Annotated in this window: 16 protein-coding genes and 1 riboswitch; of the genes, 11 read left to right on the forward strand and 5 right to left on the reverse strand. The window is 70.1% G+C overall.

The genetic code is table 11. The features are described 5' to 3' along the window. The first annotated feature begins 39 nt into the window (after positions 1-39). Positions 40-184, forward strand: a riboswitch (FMN riboswitch). A gap of 63 nt (positions 185-247) precedes the next feature. The 5 genes from ribD to AB0E56_RS14735 are packed head-to-tail and all read left to right on the forward strand — an operon-like array spanning position 248 to position 4,071. After that, complete coding sequence (gene ribD, locus AB0E56_RS14715; RefSeq protein WP_359800146.1) at positions 248-1,294, forward strand: bifunctional diaminohydroxyphosphoribosylaminopyrimidine deaminase/5-amino-6-(5-phosphoribosylamino)uracil reductase RibD; 1,047 nt, start codon at positions 248-250, stop codon at positions 1,292-1,294. Next, complete coding sequence (locus tag AB0E56_RS14720) at positions 1,294-1,923, forward strand: riboflavin synthase (protein WP_359800149.1); 630 nt, start codon at positions 1,294-1,296, stop codon at positions 1,921-1,923. Before ribD ends, AB0E56_RS14720 begins: the two co-directional genes overlap by 1 nt. Further along, positions 1,920-3,188, forward strand: coding sequence for a GTP cyclohydrolase II (gene ribA, locus AB0E56_RS14725; protein WP_359800152.1), 1,269 nt, complete (start codon positions 1,920-1,922; stop codon positions 3,186-3,188). Before AB0E56_RS14720 ends, ribA begins: the two co-directional genes overlap by 4 nt. Continuing rightward, positions 3,185-3,658: a 6,7-dimethyl-8-ribityllumazine synthase gene (gene ribH / locus AB0E56_RS14730; RefSeq protein ID WP_359800155.1), complete on the forward strand. Its 474-nt coding sequence runs from the start codon at positions 3,185-3,187 to the stop codon at positions 3,656-3,658. The genes ribA and ribH overlap by 4 nt, the downstream gene beginning before the upstream one ends. 53 nt (positions 3,659-3,711) lie before the next feature. Then, positions 3,712-4,071, forward strand: a complete 360-nt coding sequence (locus AB0E56_RS14735; protein ID WP_359800158.1) for a Fe-S protein — start codon at positions 3,712-3,714, stop codon at positions 4,069-4,071. A 37-nt stretch (positions 4,072-4,108) separates the two neighbouring features. On the opposite strand, the gene AB0E56_RS14740 is transcribed toward AB0E56_RS14735, so the two are convergent. Both AB0E56_RS14740 and AB0E56_RS14745 read right to left on the reverse strand, forming a co-directional pair. Then, positions 4,109-4,570 (reverse strand): GAF domain-containing protein, encoded by a 462-nt coding sequence (locus AB0E56_RS14740; protein WP_359800160.1) that lies wholly within the window; start codon positions 4,568-4,570, stop codon positions 4,109-4,111. Positions 4,571-4,620: 50 nt separating this feature from the next. Then, the gene (locus tag AB0E56_RS14745; RefSeq protein ID WP_359800162.1) at positions 4,621-5,118 is read right to left on the reverse strand and encodes a YfcE family phosphodiesterase; all 498 of its coding nucleotides are present in this window, start codon (positions 5,116-5,118) and stop codon (positions 4,621-4,623) included. Positions 5,119-5,247: 129 nt separating this feature from the next. Here AB0E56_RS14745 and AB0E56_RS14750 point away from each other — a divergent pair, with 129 nt between their 5' ends. Continuing rightward, positions 5,248-6,708: an MFS transporter gene (locus AB0E56_RS14750; RefSeq protein WP_359800165.1), complete on the forward strand. Its 1,461-nt coding sequence runs from the start codon at positions 5,248-5,250 to the stop codon at positions 6,706-6,708. Between the two features lie 547 nt (positions 6,709-7,255). On the opposite strand, the gene AB0E56_RS14755 is transcribed toward AB0E56_RS14750, so the two are convergent. After that, the gene (locus tag AB0E56_RS14755) at positions 7,256-8,077 is read right to left on the reverse strand and encodes a DUF559 domain-containing protein (RefSeq protein ID WP_359800168.1); all 822 of its coding nucleotides are present in this window, start codon (positions 8,075-8,077) and stop codon (positions 7,256-7,258) included. A 682-nt stretch (positions 8,078-8,759) separates the two neighbouring features. On the opposite strand from AB0E56_RS14755, the gene AB0E56_RS14760 reads away from it, so the two are divergent. Further along, positions 8,760-8,966, forward strand: coding sequence for an AsnC family protein (locus AB0E56_RS14760; RefSeq protein WP_359800169.1), 207 nt, complete (start codon positions 8,760-8,762; stop codon positions 8,964-8,966). A gap of 76 nt (positions 8,967-9,042) precedes the next feature. Continuing rightward, complete coding sequence (locus AB0E56_RS14765; protein ID WP_359800170.1) at positions 9,043-10,929, forward strand: ABC transporter ATP-binding protein; 1,887 nt, start codon at positions 9,043-9,045, stop codon at positions 10,927-10,929. Positions 10,930-10,933: 4 nt separating this feature from the next. Here the strand turns inward: AB0E56_RS14765 and AB0E56_RS14770 are convergent, their stop codons facing one another. Next, the gene (locus AB0E56_RS14770; RefSeq protein WP_359800172.1) at positions 10,934-12,061 is read right to left on the reverse strand and encodes a DUF4232 domain-containing protein; all 1,128 of its coding nucleotides are present in this window, start codon (positions 12,059-12,061) and stop codon (positions 10,934-10,936) included. A 198-nt stretch (positions 12,062-12,259) separates the two neighbouring features. After that, a complete protein-coding gene (locus tag AB0E56_RS14775; RefSeq protein WP_359800173.1) occupies positions 12,260-14,122 on the reverse strand; it encodes a phosphoenolpyruvate carboxykinase (GTP) in 1,863 nt (620 codons plus the stop codon). A gap of 109 nt (positions 14,123-14,231) precedes the next feature. Between AB0E56_RS14775 and AB0E56_RS14780 the strand changes: the two genes are divergently transcribed. From AB0E56_RS14780 to AB0E56_RS14790, 3 genes are read left to right on the forward strand one after another with little or no spacing between them, the layout of a single operon-like run. Continuing rightward, on the forward strand, positions 14,232-15,674 hold the full coding sequence (locus AB0E56_RS14780) for a helix-turn-helix transcriptional regulator (RefSeq protein ID WP_220174066.1): 1,443 nt from the start codon (positions 14,232-14,234) through the stop codon (positions 15,672-15,674). A gap of 42 nt (positions 15,675-15,716) precedes the next feature. Beyond that, positions 15,717-17,183 (forward strand): hypothetical protein, encoded by a 1,467-nt coding sequence (locus AB0E56_RS14785; protein ID WP_359800175.1) that lies wholly within the window; start codon positions 15,717-15,719, stop codon positions 17,181-17,183. Then, positions 17,183-18,574, forward strand: a complete 1,392-nt coding sequence (locus AB0E56_RS14790; RefSeq protein ID WP_359800178.1) for a hypothetical protein — start codon at positions 17,183-17,185, stop codon at positions 18,572-18,574. Before AB0E56_RS14785 ends, AB0E56_RS14790 begins: the two co-directional genes overlap by 1 nt. The last annotated feature ends 33 nt before the right edge of the window (positions 18,575-18,607 follow it).

Below are 18,607 nucleotides of genomic sequence, written 5' to 3' on the forward strand. Positions count from 1 at the left end.
TGAAATGCGTGCAGATGCGTTGAGTACACTCAGAGCAACAACGTGCTCCGGGGTCGGTGAGAATCCGAACCGGCGGTGACAGTCCGCGAGCGTCTCGAGAGATCGGGATGCCGATCCGGTGGAATTCCGGGACCGACGGTGATGCGAGGGAGACCTCGCTAGTCCGGAAGGGAGGCAGCACGAGACGCATCCGTGCGTCCGTTCCGCCATCCCTGTCTGACCCCGGAGCCTCAGAGGAGGACGAGGGATGGCAGTCAACGCGGCAGAGCGCAGCGCGATGGATCGCGCACTCCAGCTCGCCCGGCGTGGCCCCCGCGGGGTGAACCCGCAGGTCGGAGCGGTCCTCCTCTCCCCCGACGGCACGGTCCTCGCCGAGGGCTGGCATCACGGCGCCGGCACCCCGCACGCCGAGGTCGACGCGCTGTCGAAGCTCGCTCCCGGCGAGGCGCGAGGCGCCACGGCGGTCGTGACCCTGGAGCCCTGCAACCACACCGGGCGCACCGGACCGTGCGCCGTCGCACTGATCGAGGCCGGCATCGCCCGCGTCGTGTACGCCCTCGACGACCCGGGGGCCGCTTCGGGCGGAGGCGCCGAACGCCTTCGAGCCGCGGGTGTCGATGTGGAAGCCGGTGAGCAGGCGGCCGCCGCGCACGCCCTGATCGACGGCTGGCTCACGGCGCAGCGACTCGGGCGCCCGCAGGTCACGGTCAAGTGGGCGCAGAGCCTCGACGGCCGCGCCGCGGCGGCCGACGGTTCGAGTCAGTGGATCACCGGACCAGCCGCCCGCGCTGACGTGCATCGCCGCCGGGCAGAGGCCGACGCGATCGCCGTCGGAACCGGCACGCTGCTCGCCGATGACCCGGCTCTCACCGCCCGCGACGGCGGCGATCTGCTCCCGCACCAGCCGATCCCCGTGGTCATCGGATCACGGCCCGCCCCGGCCGACGCCGCCGTGCACCGGCATCCGCACACCCCGCTGTTCTTCGACACGCACGACCTGCACGCCGTCGTGGCCGACCTCCATGCCCGTGGCGTCCAGAGCCTCTTCGTCGAAGGCGGCCCGACCCTCGCGAGCGCCTTCATCGAAGCGGGACTCGCCGACCGCGTGCTCGCTTACCTCGCTCCGGTGCTCCTCGGCGGCGACCGCCTGGCGCTCACCGACATCGGGGTGGCATCCATCGCCGAAGCACGTCGCCTGACGGTCGAGGAGTGGGTCCCCCTCGGACCCGACCTGCTGGCGATCGCGCGGCCCGCAGAACCCCACCACACCCCCACGGACGAAGGAGCCGCCTGATGTTCACCGGAATCATCGAGGAGATGGGCGAGATCATCGCTATCGCCCCCGCGGGCGACGGGTGGCGCCTGACCGTCCGGGCTCCACGTGCCGCGGCGGATGCCGTGCACGGCGAATCCATCGCGGTCTCCGGTGTGTGCCTCACGGTCGTCGACTCGACCGCCGACACGTTCGACGCCGACGTGATGAAGCAGACTCTCGACGTCGCCGCGATCGGCTCCGCCACGGTCGGCACCCGCGTGAACATCGAGAAGGCGATGCCGGTCGGTGCGCGACTGGGCGGGCACATCGTCCAGGGCCACGTCGACGGCGTCGGCGAGGTGCTCGAGGTGCGCCCCGGCGCGCAGTGGAGCGTGCTGCGCATCAGCCTGCCCGGCGAGCTCGCCCCGCTCGTCGTCGACAAGGGCTCGATCTCGGTCGACGGCACCTCGCTGACGGTGAGCGCCGTCAGCGAGCCCGCAGACCCCTCCCCCTGGTTCGAGATCTCGCTGATCCCGGAGACGCTCGCCGCGACCACCCTCGGCATCCGCGCCGTCGGAGACCGCGTGAACCTGGAGACCGACATCCTCGCGCGGCACGTCGAGCGCCTGCTCGCGTTCCGCACCATACCGGAAGGAGGCTCGCGATGAGCCTTTCCACCATCCCCGAGGCCCTGGACGCGCTGCGCGCCGGGCGCCCCGTGCTCGTCGCCGACGACGAGAACCGGGAGAACGAGGGCGACGTCGTGCTCTCAGCCGAACTGGCGACCCCCGAGTGGGTGGCCTGGACGGTGCGCTGGTCTTCGGGCTTCATCTGCGCCCCGATGCCGGCCGACCTCGCCGACCATCTGAACCTGCCGCCCATGGTGGCCGCGAGCGAGGACGCCCGCTCGACCGCGTACACCGTGAGCGTCGATGCCGCCGAGGGCGTCACGACCGGCATCAGCGCCGGCGACCGCGCACACACGCTCAACGTGCTGGCGAGCCCGGAATCGACCGCGACCAGCATCATCCGCCCTGGGCATGTGCTGCCTCTGCGCGCGGTCGACGGCGGAGTGCGCGAACGCAGCGGTCACACCGAGGCGGCCGTCGAACTCATGAAGCTGGCGGGCCTGCGCCCGGTCGGCGCGATCGCCGAGGTCGTGGCCGAGGACGGCAGCATGATGCGTCTTCCCGGTCTGCAGGAGTTGGGAGCCCGCGACGGCGTGCCGGTCATCACGATCGAGCAGTTGATCGCGCACCTGAACGAGATCGACCCCGAAGGCGCGACACCGACCGCGCACCGCGGGCGTCGAGTGAGCCTGCGCGCCGATGCCACCGTGCCGACGACGCACGGGGTCTTCCGCTTCCTCGCCTACAAGGACCGCGTCACCGGAACCGATCACATCGCCGTGGTCTCCGGCGAGCTCGGCGAGACCGCGCTGGTGCGCGTGCACTCCGAGTGCCTGACGGGCGAGGCGTTCGGCTCGCTGAAATGCGAGTGCGGCCCGCAGCTGGACTCGGCCCTCGACGCGATCGAGCAGGAGGGCGGCGTGGTCATCTACATGCGCGGACACGAAGGGCGAGGGATCGGCCTCATCAACAAGCTCCGCGCCTACAGCCTTCAGGAGGAGGGCCTCGACACGGTCGACGCCAACCTCGCACTCGGCCTGCCTGCGGACGCCCGCGACTACGCCGCAGCGGCCGGGATCCTCGCCGACCTCGGCGTGTCGAGCGTGCGGCTGCTGACCAACAACACCGACAAGGTGCAGCAGCTGCGCGAGCTCGGCCTCGACGTCATCGAGCAGGTGCCGCTGATCGTCGGGGTGGGGCCCAACAACCACCAGTACCTGGAGACCAAGCGTGACCGGATGGGTCACATCATCGGCGAAGCGGAGCTCGCAGAGGCGCTCGCCCACGGAAAGGACGAGAGATGAGCGGCGCAGGAGCACCCCGGACGGGCGACATCGACGGACGGGGGCTGAACGTCGTGATCGTCGCCGGGACCTGGCACGAGACGATCTCCAACGGCCTGATCGCCGGGGCACAGCGTGTCCTGGACGCGGCACAGGCAAACTATCGGCTCGTGCGTGTGCCGGGATCGTTCGAACTCGCCGTCGCCGCGCAGGCCGCCTTCGCCGGCGGTGCCGACGCCGTCGTCGCCCTCGGCGTGATCATCCGCGGCGGCACCCCGCACTTCGAGTACGTGTCCGCCGCGGCGACGGACGGGCTCACCCGCGTCTCGCTCGACGCAGGCAAGCCGGTCGGTTTCGGGCTGCTCACGCTCGACGACGAGCAGCAGGGACTCGATCGCGCCGGGCTCGAGGGGTCGAAGGAGGACAAGGGCGCCGAGGCCGCGGATGCGGCACTCCGCACGGCGCTCGTGATCAGGCAGCTCCGCGGTTGAGGTCAGCCTGCCCTTGCTAGCGCAGAGCTGCTCGCCCCTCGTACGGTGAGGGCATGGAGACCCTCCGCCACATCGTGCTGTTCGTCCACCTGATCGGCTTCGCCGTGCTCTTCGGCGCGTGGGCGGTGCAGGCCTTCGGCGGCAAGCGGGAGTTCACCCAGCTGATGAGCATCGGCATGACGATCGCCGCGATCGCGGGTCTCGCTCTGGCCGCGCCGTGGGGCCTGCCCGAAGGCGTGGAGATGAACTACGCCAAGATCGGCACGAAGCTCGTGATCCTGCTCGTGATCGGGGCTCTGCTCGGCATCGGAGCGGGACGCCAGCGCAAGACCGGCACGATCCCGCCCGCGATGTTCTGGCTGGTCGGCATCCTGACCGCGGTCAACGCGGGCATCGCCGCGATCTGGCGCTGAGCCCGTCGCCGCGTCGGCGCGGGATGACGACGGCACGCTAAGCACCGGCACGCTGCTCCCAGAGTGCAGCTGACCGTGCGGAGACCTCCGGGTCGTTGACGCGCTGCCAATTGCGGCCGCCGCGGGCGAAGGTCGCGCGCACCGCGGCGGGAACCTCTGACGCGTCGATCGGCACCTCGGCCCATACGCTCGGGCGCACGTGGACGAGATCGACCGCGTCGGCGGCCACCGTGGGGTCGTAACGCCACGGACCGGCCAGGCGACCGAGCCACAGCAGACCCTCGACATCACGCGTCCACACGAACGCGCCGTCCGGTGCGAAGGCGAACCTCTCGAGCCTTCGAGCCAGGCGTTCGCCGTGACGCGTGTCGACCGCGCCGAGGGCCTCCGTGATCGAGGACGGCACCCGCTCCAGGCGGCCGCCCACCCCGCACACGCCGAGCGTGAGCGCGCGTTCGACCGCCGCGCCCTCGACGATCCCGTCATCGCGCGAACGCATCGGAGCCCGGAATACGGGCACCTCGTCCGCGGCGTGCTCTCGTCGCACGATCACGGCACCGGCACGAGCGCCGCATCCACGTGGGCGCCGTCGATCAGGACCGTCATCATGGTGCACACCGGCTGCCGGCGACGATCGGTCGGCGACCCGGGGTTCACTAGGCGCATCCCCGCCGGCGAGACCGAGTCCCAGGGGATGTGGGAGTGCCCGAACACGAGCAGATCGGTGTCGGGGAACCTCACGTCCATGCGCCGCTCGCGTCCCGAGGCCTGTCCGGTCTCGTGGATCACCGCCATCTCGACGTCCTCGACCCGCAGCATCGCGACCTCCGGCAGCCGTGCGCGGAGACCCTCCCCGTCGTTGTTGCCGTAGACGGCGCACAGCCGCCGTGAGCGCGCCTCGAGCAGGTCGAGCGTCGCCTCGTCGATCCAGTCCCCGGCGTGCACGACGAGATCCGCCTCGTCCACGGCGCGCAGCACCGCATCCGGAAGTCGTCGCGCCCGCGCCGGAACGTGCGTGTCGGCCAGCAGCAGCATCCGTGTCGTCATCACGTCTCCCCTCGCGGTCGCACCCGACTCTACGCGCGGGCGGCAGAGGGTCCTGCACACAGCAAACACTCAGGAAGGCGTAAACTCACCCGGGTGCCTTGGTATACCAGGGCTGAACGGAGATGAGACATGAGTACTGCCCCTGCGCCGGCGAACCCGCGTTCGCGCGTCATCACTGCGAGCCTCGTCGGCACGACGATCGAGTTCTACGACTTCTACGTCTACGCGACGGCGGCCGTGCTCGTGTTCCCGACCCTGTTCTTCCCCAGTGACAACGACACCGCCTCGCTCCTCTCCTCTTTCGCGGTGTTCGGCGCCGCGATGGTCGCGCGACCGATCGGCGCCGTCGTGTTCGGGCACTTCGGGGACAAGTTCGGCCGCAAGGCCACGCTCGTCGCCTCGCTTCTCACGATGGGCATCGCCACGTTCCTGATCGGCCTTCTTCCCACGTTCCAGCAGATCAACTGGGTGGCACCGCTGCTCCTGCTGCTGCTGCGTCTCGCACAGGGGTTCGCGCTGGGCGGCGAATGGTCGGGTGCGGCCCTGGTCGCCACCGAGAACGCCCCCAAGGGGAAGCGCGCCTGGTACGGTTCCTTCCCGCAACTGGGTGCGCCGCTCGGCTTCATCATCGCGAACGGGCTGTTCCTCGCGATCAACTGGCTGCTGCCGCACCCCGAGAACCCCATCCTGAAGTCCGAGGCGTTCCTGTCCTGGGGATGGCGCATCCCCTTCCTGTTCTCCGCCGTCATGGTCATCATCGGCCTGTGGGTCCGGCTCAAGCTCGTGGAGTCCGAGACCTTCAAGAAGGCCGAGACCAAGGGCACGATCCGCAAGCTGCCGCTCGCGACGGTCTTCCGCCACCACTGGAAGCAGCTGATCCTCGGCACCTTCATCATGCTCGCGACGTACGTGCTGTTCTACCTGATGACGAACTTCACGCTCACCTACGGCACCAAGGCCGCGGACCTCGAGACCGCGTCGGCCGCGGCCAGGGCTGCCGCGGAAGCGACGGGCAAGGCCTTCGACCCCGACGCCTTCGCCGCACAGTTCTATCCCGGACTGGGCTTCGGCTACACGGACTTCGTCCTGATGCAGATCATCGGCGTCGTGTTCTTCGGCCTCTTCACGCTGCTCTCCGGCCCGATCGCCGACGCCATCGGCCGACGCAAGCTCCTGCTCTGGGTCACCGGACTGATCGTGGTCTTCGGACTCTCGTTCAACACCTTCCTGCTGCCGGCCGTCGACCCGAAGTTCACGGGTGCACTGGTGCAGGCGTTCCTGGTGTTCGGCTTCATGCTGATGGGAGCGACCTTCGGGCCCATGGGCGCCCTGCTGCCCGAACTCTTCCCGACGAACGTGCGCTACACCGGTTCGGCCATCGCGTACAACGTGTCGTCGATCCTCGGGGCGGCCGTGGCTCCCCTGATCGCGTTGAAGCTGTGGGAAGCAGCGGGCGGTGCGCCGTGGCTGGTGGGCCTGTACCTGTCGGCGATGGGCGTGCTGACCTTCATCGCGCTGGTCCTCACCCCCGAGACGAAGGACCACGACTACGAGGACGACCTCGGCCTCGCGGCAGCCGTCGAACTCTGATCCGGGGCGGCGCGGGGCGGCGCGGGGCGGCGCGGGCGGGGGTCGCTCGGGCGGGGGTCGCTCGCAGTTCGGAGGACATTCGCACTGGGGAGGACGCCTCCCGCACGTTCGTCCTCCCCTGCGCGGATTCCCTCCGAACTGCGGGGCCACGCCGGGCGCGATGCCGTGGGCACCGGTCGGCGCACCGGAGGAAGATCGCACAACGGAGGGCCTTTCCTCTCGGCATGCCCTCCCCTGCGCGAATCCCCTCCGAACTGCGGGCCCGCCACAGGCACAAACGCACGACGCACGACGCACGGAGGCACGACGCACGGAGGCACGGAGGCACGGAGGCACGACACACGACACACGGAGGCACGAGGCACGGAGGCACGGCGGCGCGGCAGCACGGAGGCACGGGGCACGGCGTCACGACGCACGGCGGCACGACGCACAGAGGCACTGCGGCGCGGCAGCACGACGCACGGAGGCACGACGCACGGGGGTGCGGCCCACGGAGGCACGGCGGCGCAACGGCGTGCGGCGTGGGAGGCACGCGATCGCGGCGTCACGAAGCGCGGTGCAGCCCTTGCGCCACCGCCCGCATGATGCGCTCCTGTACCTGGGGCCAATGGTTCATCACTTGCTCGTACCCGACCCGGATGACGTGGTAGCCGCGGAGCATCAGTCGCGCGTCGTGGTCGATGTCCTCCGTGCGCTGCGGACCGACGTGGTGTCCGCCGTCGATCTGGAGCACGAGCCGGTCGCCGATGAGCAGATCTACTCGATGTCCGTCGATCCAGACCTGACGACGTAGCGGCAGCTGGAGCCAACGGAGGCGGGGAACCACCATGCTCTCCAAGCCGGAATCCGCGAAGGGAGTCGCCTCGTCGAGGAGCTTCCGCGCCCGGGCGGGAAGAGGGAGCCGGCGCAACAGCTGCAGGTCGATGAGGCCCGCGCGAAGGGCCGAGTTCCACACCGCGAGGGCCGCATCTCTCGGCTGACATCGCGCGACGATCCCGAGGACGTTCTCGATCGGGTCCTCGAGGAGGCCGGGCTCTCTCGGGACGACCGGTCGTTCCCAATGGACGTGCGCATTCACGTGCACGCGTCCCGCGTGAGAAGGCGCAGCCACGTGGGTCTCACCGTCGTCGATGACCCAGAGGCCGAGCCGATGCGCCTGGGTGATGCAACTCACGACCACTCCCGTCCGCGCCGCCGCGACGAGAACCGGATCCGCTCCCGGTGTACTCACCCATCCACGTCGCACGCGGATCAGTTCCCCACGCGCGATCCCGCTCGCGATGGCGTCACGCGTCGCTCCAGCCTCGATGAGCGTGCGCACAGGCAGCACCCCGTGTGGTCCGGTGTCGGGAAGTCCTCTCCGCATCCCCTCACGGTGCCAGGGCTGCCGGGCACGCGTCCCGACGCTAGCGAGGTCCTGCGGGTGAGGTGGAGAACTCGGGGGCACGTCGCGATGTGCAGCAGGAGATCCGCCCCTCGGACCTCGTCACAACGGAGGAGATTCGCACGACGGAGGGCCGAATGCGCTCAGGCGCCCTCCGAAGCGCGATTCCCCTGCCAAGCGAGGGCGCGGGGGCGCGAGGCGCGGGGCCAGGGCGCGGCGCCGGGGACGCGGGGCCGGGGCATGCGCGAGGCACGTTGTGCAGCAAGATCCGCGGCCCTCGGACCTCGTCACACCGGAGGAGATTCGCACAACGGAGGGCCGAAAGCGCTCAAACACCCTCCGAAGCGCGAATCCCCTCCGAAACGAGCGCCGGGGCCGAGGCCGAGGCATGCGCGAGGCGCGATGTGCAGCAAGATCCGCGGCCCTCGGACCTCGTCACATCGGAGGAGATTCGCACAACGGAGGGCCGAAAGCGCTCAAGCACCCTCCGAAGCGCGAATCCCCTCCGAAACGAGCGCCGGGGCCGAGGCCGAGGCCGAGGGCAAGGGTGCGGGGCCGGGGGCGCGAGGCCGAGGTCGAGGGCGAGGGCACGGGAGCGCAGGGGCGGGTCAATACGTGTTGACACGCGCTCGTGCGTCAACGAGTATTGACGGAGGAGGTTCCCATGAACGTGCACACCGCATCAGCCGTCGACCCGGACGGCGAGCCGTTGGCCGCCCTGCACCGGCTCGCCGAGACGCGCAAGGAGATCGCCCGCGCCGAGGAGGCGAACGTGCGCCGCGCCCGCAACCTCGGATACTCGTGGCAGGCGATCGCGAGCGCACTGGGTGTGAGCAAGCAGGCGGCGCATCGCCGATTCGGCCGTTCCTGAGCCGCATACAGCCCGCCCATAGGATTCGAGCCGGCACGAAGTACGGTCGAAGTACCATCTCCAGATCGAGGTCACCATGTCCGGTTCCGCGACCGCACGCCGCCGCGGCCGTGGCGCACAGCCCGAGGGCCCGCGCGCCACCTTCCGCCAGCTCCTCCCCTTCCTGTTCGAGCACAAGCGCACCCTCATCGTGGTCGCCGTGCTCAGCGTCGTCGGCGCCGCGACCTCGCTCGTGCAGCCGCTGCTCGTCGGTCAGGTGATCGAAGCCGTGCAGTCCGACACCGGGATCGGGATCCTCGTGTGGCTCCTGGTCGGCTTCGTGATCGTGTCGTCGGTCATCTCCGGCTTCCAGCACTACCTGCTGCAGCGCACCGGGACCGCGGTCGTGTACTCGAGCCGTCGCAAGCTCATCGCACGGATCCTGCACCTTCCCACCTCGGAGTTCGATGCCCGCCGCACCGGCGACCTCGTCTCGCGCGTCGGCACCGACACGACGCTGCTGTACGCCGTGCTCACGCAGGGCCTCGCGGATGCCGTCGGCAGCGCCGTGCTGTTCCTCGGCGCGCTCATCGCGATGCTGGTGATCGACCCCGTGCTGCTCCTGCTCATCGTTGTCGTGATCGGTATCTCGGTCACCGTGGTCGTGCTGCTCAGCGGACGCATCCGCACCGCGTCGACGGCGCAGCAGATGAATGTCGGCGAGCTGGCGTCCGGCGTGGAGCGCGCGATCGGCTCGATCCGCACCATCCGCGCCTCCGGGGCGACCGAGCGAGAGGCCGCCGCGGTGACGGACCTCGCATCCGAGACCTACGGCATCGGCGTGCGCATCGCCAAGATCTCCTCCCTCGTCGTGCCCGTCTCCGGCATCGCTCTGCAGCTGTCGCTGCTCGTGGTCCTCGGCGTCGGCGGATTCCGGGTCGCCGCAGGGGCGATCACCATCGCCTCGCTGATCGCGTTCATCATGTTCCTGTTCCTGCTCGTGATGCCCCTTGCGACGACCTTCGGCGCGATCACCTCGGTGAATCAGGCCCTCGGCGCCCTCGGCCGCATCCAGGAGGTGCTCGACCTGCCGACGGAGTCGCAGGACGACGACGCCATCGCCACCGCGGTCCCCCGGGAGGACCCCGCTCCGGACGCCCCGGCGATCGAGTTCCGGGACGTGCGCTTCCACTATCCCGCGAACGTCGTGGCCGCCCGCCAGGCAGCGGCGAGGGAGGCCAGGAACCTGCTCGCCGACGCCCACCTGGAGTCCGCGGAGGACGCCTCCCCTGCCGTCGAGGACCATGAGGTGCTGCGCGGGGTCTCCTTCTCCGTCCCGCAGGGCGCCCGAGTGGCTCTGGTCGGTCCGAGCGGCGCGGGCAAGAGCACGATCCTCTCGCTCATCGAGCGCTTCTACGACCCGACCGGCGGGTCGATCCGCGTGGCCGGCCACGACGCGCGCACCTACCCTCGGGACGAGCTCCGCGCCCACTTCGGGTACGTCGAGCAGGATGCCCCGACTCTCGCCGGCACGCTGGCGGAGAACCTGCGGCTCGCATCCCCCGACGCCTCCGACGCGGACTGCGAGCGCGTGCTGCGCGCGGTGAACCTCGCGGACGTGCTGGAGCGCAACCCCCTCGGCGTCGACGCGCCCGTCGGCGAAGACGGCGTGATGCTGTCGGGCGGCGAACGTCAGCGTCTCGCGATCGCCCGCGCCCTGCTCACGGATGCCCCCATCCTGCTGCTCGACGAGTCGACGTCGTCACTCGACGGAGTGAACGAGCAGCGGATGCGCGAGGCGATCGACGCGGTGTCGACCGACCGGACGCTCGTCGTGATCGCGCACCGTCTCTCGACCGTCGTGGACAGCGACCTGATCGTGGTGCTGCAGGACGGCGCCGTGGTCGGTCAGGGCACGCACGCCGAGCTCGTGGAGTCGACGCCCCTGTACCGCGACCTCGCCAGGCACCAGCTGCTCGCCTGAGGCGTCAGCCTTCCGGCGGCGCTGCGGCCTGCCATGCCGTGACATGCACGGTCGCGCCCTGGATGATGTCGAGCGGCATCTCCCAGGAGAGTCTCTCCTGCCCTGAAGCCACGGCGATCCACAGACTCCGGGCGGCGAGCTGCCCCTGCTCCGAGTTCGCATCCCATCCGATCACGGCCGAGGCCGACTCCCCCGGCTGGAGGGTGATCGGCGCGGCCCCTGGGTCTTCCGCCATGAAGGAGCGGCCGTGTTCGACCGACACGTCGAGGACGTGCCCGTTCTGGTCGCCGTATGCGACATCGGGATACCCCTCGACGACGCACGTCTCCTCCGAGACGTTCACGAGCGACAGCGACTGCCCTCTGTGCCCGGTGGCGCCGTCGGGCGCGGGAGCGAGGATCGTCGTGTTCTCGGCGGTACACGCCCCCTCCGCAGCCGAGCCTTCTCCGGGTGCCGCCGTCGGGACCGGTTCTCCCGCTGCGGACGGGTCAGGGGCCGCCGCGCCGCTCGGATCGGCCTCCCCCTGCGCTGTGGCCTGTTCCTCGCGCAGTCGCTCCTGCGTGGCGGCGGCGCCGGCTTCGGCCGCGATGGGGAGCAGGACCAGCGCGAGCACCGCCACCAGCGACACGACGAGCGACCCGGTCGTGCGAGACGTGCGAGGAGGCACCGGTTCGGTGTCGGGCATCGGCCGCTGCCGCATGCTCACGAGCGCCGGGAGCCACCCCACGACCACGGCCCACCAGGTCGACTCGGATGCCGCCCCCATGGTGCCGACGGCTCCGCCGATCCCGAAACTGCCCACCCACGTGAGGAAGCTGCCCAGATCGAGGGCGGCTCCGATGGCGAAGGCGCTCAGCACCGCCGCGAGCCAGCCGCCGGCGAAGGACGCGCGACCCGCGGAGAGCCTCGTGGAGAGCACGGCGAAACCCGTGATGAGCACCGTCGCCATGAGCAGCTGCACAACGACGGCCCACAGGAGCGGACTGCCGAAGACGCCGCGGCCCATCGGCGACGGGACCAGCTGCGCCAGGGTCGCCAGGCTGCCGCCCGCCGCGTACAGGAAGTACGGGACCCATCCGCACACGAACCACAGCACGGCGAGCACCGCTCCACCGATCAGACCTCGCCGCATCGCATTCCCCCCGCCCGAATCCGCAGACGCGCGGATGTCACGACCCTATCGTCGCGACGCGGGTGTTCCCGGCAACACGAAGGCGGGACGTCTGAGACCACTCAGCCATGGGTTCGTCTCGGATGTCCCGCCTTCGCGGATCTGCTGGGCGTGGGGCCCCAAGGTGCCGGTTCCCCCGAACCGGCACCGGTCTGTGGGCTACGCCTTCGCGAGGCGGTAGCGCAGCGAGGCCAGCTCGGCGCGCAGCGCCGCGGGGACCTTGTCGCCGAACGTGTCGTAGAACTCCTCGGTCAGGTCGGCCTCGGTCTTCCACGCCTCGGCGTCGACCGAGAACAGCTCGTCGAGGTCGGCGGCGGGGAGGTCGAGTCCGTCGAGGTTGAGGTCTTCCACGCGCGGGAGGCGTCCGATCGGGCTGTCGACCGCGGGGACGTCGCCGGCGACGCGACGGATGATCCAGTCCACGACGCGCGAGTTGTCGCCGAACCCGGGCCACAGGAAGCGGCCGTCCGCACCGCGGCGGAACCAGTTCACCTGGAAGATGCGCGGTGCACGGTCGAAACGGAGCCCCCGGCCCACCGAGAGCCAGTGCCCGAAGTAGTCCGCCATGTTGTAGCCGCAGAACGGGAGCATCGCGAACGGGTCGCGACGCAGCTCGCCCACGGTGCCCTCAGCCGCGGCGGTTCGCTCGGACGAGATGTTCGAGCCCAGGAAGACGCCGTGCGTCCAGTCGGTCGCCTCGACCACGAGAGGCACGTTGCTCGCGCGGCGTCCGCCGAAGAGGATGACGTCGAGCGGCACGGCCTCCTCCCAGTCCTCGGAGATCTGCGGGCACTGCGCCGCCGACACCGTGAAGCGCGAGTTGGGGTGCGCAGCAGGGCGACCGGAGTCGGGCGTCCACTCGTTGCCCTCCCAGTCGATCAGGTTCGCGGGCGCCTCGTCGGTCAGGCCCTCCCACCACACGTCGCCGTCGGGCCGGAGCGCGACGTTCGTGAAGATCGTGTTGCCCCACAGGGTCTCGACCGCCGTGACGTTGGTCGACTCGCCGGTACCGGGCGCGACGCCGAAGAAGCCGGCCTCGGGGTTGATGGCCCAGAGGCGACCGTCTTCTCCTGGGCGGATCCAGGCGATGTCGTCGCCGAGGGTCTCGACCTTCCAGCCGGGGATCGTCGGGCGCAGCATCGCGAGGTTCGTCTTGCCGCACGCCGAGGGGAAGGCGGCGGCCACGTGGTAGGCCTTGCCCTGCGGGTCGATCACGCGGATGAGCAGCATGTGCTCGGCGAGCCAGCCCTCGTCACGGGCGATCACGGAGGCGATGCGCAGCGCGAAGCACTTCTTCGCGAGGATGGCGTTTCCGCCGTAGCCCGACCCGTACGAGTAGACCTCGAGCGTCTCGGGGAAGTGCACGATGTACTTGTCGTCGTTGCACGGCCACTCGACGTCGGGCTCACCCGCGGCGAGCGGGGCACCGACCGAGTGCACGGTCTTGACCCACGGCGCACCCTCGGCGATCTGACGGGTGACCTCGTCGCCCACGCGTGTCATGATGCCGATCGAGGCCACCGCGTATGCGCTGTCGGTGATCTGCACGCCGATGTGCGAGAGCGGCCCGCCGACGCGGCCCATCGAGAACGGGACGACGTACATGGTGCGGCCGCGCATCGACCCCGCGAAGATCTCGTCCATCTTGGCGTGCATCTCGGCGGGATCAGCCCAGTTGTTCGTGGGGCCGGCGTCTTCCTCGCGCTCCGAGGCGATGAAGGTGCGACCCTCGGTGCGGGCGACGTCGCTGGGGTGCGAGCGGGCCAGGAAGGAGCCGGGACGCCATTCGGGGTTCAGCTTGATGAGCTTGCCCTCGTCGACGAGCCCGCGCAGCAGCCAGTCGTTCTCGGCCCGCGAGCCGTCGACCCAATGCACGGCGTCGGGCTGGGTGAGCTCGCGGATCTCCTCGACCCACGCGGCCAGCTCCGCCATCGCGGGAGTGTCATACGTCGGCGCCGTGCCGAACGTGCGCGTCGCGGAGACGGGAGACGTGCGGGGCGTGAAGACTTCGGCCATGGCCATGACTGCTCCTTAGATGTGTGGGGCGTTGCATCCATCTTCTTCGCACTCCTGGGGAAGTTTTCGCCAATTCGAACGATAAGAATCTTGATTCTTTCGCTAGACTCAAACAATGGCGTCCTCCGGCATCCACCTCACGACTCTCGGCCATCGCATCCGGCATCACCGGCTGGACAACGGGTACACGCTCGATGAGCTCGGCGCGCTGGTCGGCGTCGCCGGCTCGCAGTTGAGCCTCATCGAGAACGGCAAGCGCGAGCCCAAGCTGTCGCTCCTGCAGGCGATCGCACAGGCGACGAAGACCGAGGTGACCGACCTGATCTCGGGCGAGCCCCCGAACCGACGTGCAGCCCTCGAGATCGCGCTCGAGCGGGCGCAGGAGAGTCCCCTGTTCCGGCAGCTCGGCATCGCGCCCGTGCGCGTCACGAAGGGCATGAGCGACGAGACGATCGAATCGATCCTCGGCCTGCACCACGAGCTGGAGCGCCGCGAACGCGAAGCCATCGCGACGCCCGAGGAGGCGCGACGCGCCAACACCGAGCTGCGACTGCGCATGCGCGCCCAGAACAACTACCTCCCCGACATCGAGCGGCTGGCCGAGAAGCAGCTCAAGGCGGCGGGCCACACACAGGGCGCGCTCACACACCGCACCGTGAGCATCATGGCCGAGAAGCTCGGCTTCGAGCTGATCTACGTCAACGACCTCCCCCACTCCACCCGCTCGGTCACCGACCTCGAGAACGGACGCATCTACCTGCCGCCCGCGTCGATCCCCGGCGGGCACGGCCTCCGCTCGATGGCCCTGCAGGCCATGGCGCACCGGCTGCTCGGACACACCCCGCCCACCGACTACGCCGACTTCCTGCAGCAGCGCCTGGAGATCAACTACTTCGCCGCGTGCTGCCTCATGCCCGAGACCGCGGCCGTCGCCTTTCTGCAGCAGGCGAAGAAGGACCGCAACCTCGCCGTCGAGGACTTCCGCGACGGGTTCGGCGTCACGCACGAGGCCGCCGGCATGCGCATGACGAACCTGCTCACGCAGCACCTCGGCATGTCGCTGCACTTCCTGCGCGTCGACTCCACCGGCGCGATCACCCGCGTGTACGAGAACGATGACCTGCCGCTGCCGATGGACGTCACGGGCGCCGTCGAGGGGCAGCGCGTGTGCCGCAAGTTCCAAGCCCGCGCTGCCTTCACGCAGCAGAACCGCACGGTCGAGCACCATCAGTACACCGACACGCCCTCCGGCACGTTCTGGTGCTCGACGCAGACCGGCTCCTCGACCGACGGCGAGTTCTCGGTCACCGTCGGCGTGCCGTTCGACGACGCGCGCTGGTGGCGCGGACGCGAGACGAACGATCGCGCGGTGTCGACCTGTCCTGACGAATCCTGCTGCCGTCGCCCGTCCACCGAACTCACGGAACGCTGGAACGGGAAGGCCTGGCCGAGCGCACGCGTGCACACCCACATGTTCTCGCCGCTGCCGCGCGGCGCGTTCCCCGGCGTGGACGACAACGAGGTCTACAACTTCCTCGGACGTCACGCCAGCGAGTGATTAAGATATATTCAATTCACTCATTGATCCCGAGGGAGCCCCGTGACCGAGCAGACCCCCGCCGCCGCAGACGCCGACACCGAGACGTTCACCTCGCGCCGCCACCGCATCACGGCAGGAGGACGCTCGATCGACTACACCGCGGGCGCCGGCACGGTGATCGTGCGCGATGACGAGCACCGGCCGCTCGCCAACGTGTTCTACACCTCGTACGTCGCGGATCGCGAAGAGGGGGCGCCCGCACGCCCCGTCACCTTCCTCTTCAACGGCGGCCCCGGTTCGGCGAGTCTCTGGCTCAACATCGGCGGCTTCGGTCCGCGGCGCACACCCACCAACACACCGCGGGCGACGCCGCCGGCACCCTACGTCACGGGTGACAACCCGCACACGCTGCTCACCGAGTCCGACCTGGTGTTCATCGACGCACCCGGCACCGGATACTCGCGTCTGAGCGGCGACGCGACAGCGTCCGAGGTGTGGGGCGTCGACCAGGACGTCGACGCGTTCGCCCGGGCGATCACCCGCTGGCTGACGATCACCGACCGCTGGAACGCCCCGCGGTTCCTGTTCGGCGAGTCCTACGGCACCACGCGCGCCGCGTCGCTCGTGCACCGTCTGCAGAACCAGGGCCTCGACTTCAACGGCGTCGTACTGCTGTCGACCGTGCTCAACTGGGGCGAGAGTAACCTCGGCGGCCCGCGCGAGTACATCAACCTGCTCCCCTCGTTCGCCGCCACGGCCTGGTACCACGGCAGGGCGCGCACGGCACACGAGGAGCTCGAACCGTTCCTGGAGGAGGCGAGGGCCTTCGCCCAGGGACCGTTCGCGGCGGCATTGCTGCAGGGCGACCTGATCTCGCCCGAGGTCGAGAACGAGGTCGCCGAACGGATGAGCGCCCTGATCGGCCTCGACGCCGCGCTCCTGAAGAAGAACCACTTCCGCATCGGCATGGAGCAGTACCGCTATGCGCTGCTGGCCGACGAAGGACGAGTGATCGGCCGCTTCGACACCCGGTTCACGGCCGAACACCAGTACGTGGTCGGCGGCGGCTCGCACGACCCCGCGACGGACGATGCGGCGACCGCCGGGGTCAACAGCGCGCACCTGTCGACCTACCGGGCGCATCTCGTCGAGGACATCGGCTTCACGAGCGACCTGCACTACCGGCACCTGCACAACATGCCCATCTCCCGCGCCTGGGACTGGAAGCACAAGGCACCGGGGGTCGACGCGCCCCAGCTCGTGCCCGACGTGTCGCTCGACCTCTCCGCGGCCGTTCGGCGCAATCCGAACCTGCGGGTGTTCGTGATGGGCGGGTACTACGACCTCGCGACGCCGTTCTTCGGACCGGAGATCGACGTCGCGCACCTGTACCTCGCGCCGTCGCTGCGCGAGAACATCCGCTTCACGTTCTACGAATCCGGACACATGACGTTCGTGGACGAGGACGCAGTGGAGAAGATGAAGCGCGACCTCGACGACTTCTACCGCGACGCCACCGCGCGCTGATGAGCGCGCACGAGACGGCGGGCCGGCTCGGCGAGCTGGAGTACGTCGCACGGGTGGAGGAGCTGCCGCTGCGGCGCTCCGACGGCACACCCCAGGGCACGGTGTCGGCGTTCAGCTACACGGTCGACGCCCCCGGCCGACCGGTCGTGTTCCTCACCAACGGCGGGCCCGGTGTCTCGTCGATCTACCTGCACCTGAGCGGCATCGGGCCGTGGCGGTCGCGCATCCCTGTGCACCCGGACGACGCCGACCAGCCGCCGTACGGCATCGAGGAGAGCCCGTCGAGCATCCTCGACGTCGCCGACCTGGTGTTCCTCGACGCGCCGGGCACGGGCTTCGGCACCTTCGCAGACGACGCCGACCACTCGCTCTTCCGCACCGTGGAGGGCGACGCCGACGCGATCGCGGCCGCGATCGGCGACTGGCGCGACCGGCACGGCCGCTGGGACGCGCCGACGTACTTCCTCGGCGAGAGCTATGGCACGCTGCGCGCGGCGTTCCTGGCGACGAACCCGCACGGCATGGACACGGCACCGCTGGCCGGGATCGCGCTGCTCGGTCAAGCCGTGAACATACAGGAGACGCAGGACCGGCCGGGCAGCATCGTCGGCGCCCTCGCCAACCTGCCCTACAAGGCCGCCACCGCCTGGTATCACGGCACCGGATCGCGCGGGCACGCTACGGTCGAGGACGCCACCGCGGAAGCCCTCGACTTCGCGCGCGGCGATCTGGCCACGGCCATGCTGCAGGGCGATGAGCTGCCCGCGGCCGACCGGGCCGCCGTCGCCGAGCGGCTGTCCGCGATGATCGGCATCCCGGCCGAGGAACTCGTGCGCGACCGACTGTGGATCAGCAAGACCGACTTCCGCGAACGGCTGCTCGCGGGCCAGGTGCTGGGTGTGACGGACAGCCGATACCGCGCCCCCGCTGCCGACCGCCGCCTCGGGGAGCTCGACCACGACCCCGCCGACACCGCGCTCTCCCCTCGGTACGTCACCGGGCTGTCGCGCCTGCGGCACGATGTGTTCGGCGACGACTCCGCACGGCCGTACCGGGTCGTCGACACGGAGGCCGGCCGTCACTGGGACTGGCAGGAGCAGGGCGGCGCGGCGTTCCCCACCTACGGCCGACCGTCGCCGTTCCACACCTACCCCTACCCGGCGCGGCTCTCACGGTGGATGAAGCAGAACCCGCATGCGCGACTCTTCATCGGCACCGGGGTCTACGACGCGCTGACCACCGTGGGGGCCGCCGACCACCTGCTGCGGCACTTCGGTCTGCCGCGCGAGCGCACCGAATCGCACTGGTATCGGGCGGGTCACATGATGTACAGCGACCCCGAGGTCGCGGCGCAGCTGAACGCCGATCTCCGCGCCTTCCTGACGCGGTGACCATCGCGGCGACCGGGGCTCGGCGCATGCCCA

The organism is Microbacterium sp. NPDC028030 (assembly GCF_040637855.1).
Taxonomy (GTDB): domain Bacteria; phylum Actinomycetota; class Actinomycetes; order Actinomycetales; family Microbacteriaceae; genus Microbacterium.